Origin of the sequence: Pseudoduganella buxea, from assembly GCF_009720835.1 — a bacterium.
Classification (GTDB): Bacteria; Pseudomonadota; Gammaproteobacteria; order Burkholderiales; family Burkholderiaceae_D; genus Rugamonas; species Rugamonas buxea.
This window is the reverse complement of record NZ_WNKZ01000334.1, coordinates 1-255: the sequence shown is the minus strand read 5'-3', so window position 1 is coordinate 255 and position 255 is coordinate 1. Positions and strand designations below refer to the sequence as shown.

Annotated in this window: 1 protein-coding gene; it reads right to left on the bottom strand. The window is 74.9% G+C overall.

Features of this window, described 5'->3' with window-relative positions; translation table 11 throughout:
* The coding region (locus tag GM672_RS28790) for an ACP S-malonyltransferase (protein WP_170300300.1) at positions 1-255 on the bottom strand (255 nt) is incomplete at both ends.

The following is a 255-nucleotide window of genomic DNA, read 5'->3' as shown; positions in this document are numbered from 1 at the left end:
TGGCTGCCGGCGGCCCGCACGAAATGGCTCAGGACGGGGCGTGGCCCCAGTTCCAGGAACAGGGTGTGGCCGGCCCTGGCCAGCGCCTGCACGCCTTGCTCGAAGCGGACCGGCTGGCGCACCTGCTGGGCCCAGTAGCCGGGCAGGGCCAGTTCGGCGCCGGCCAGTTCGCCGCTGACATTGGAGGCCAGCGGCAGTGCGGGTGCCTGCAGGCGCAGGCTGGCGGCACCGGCCGTGAGCGCCGTCAGCACGGGC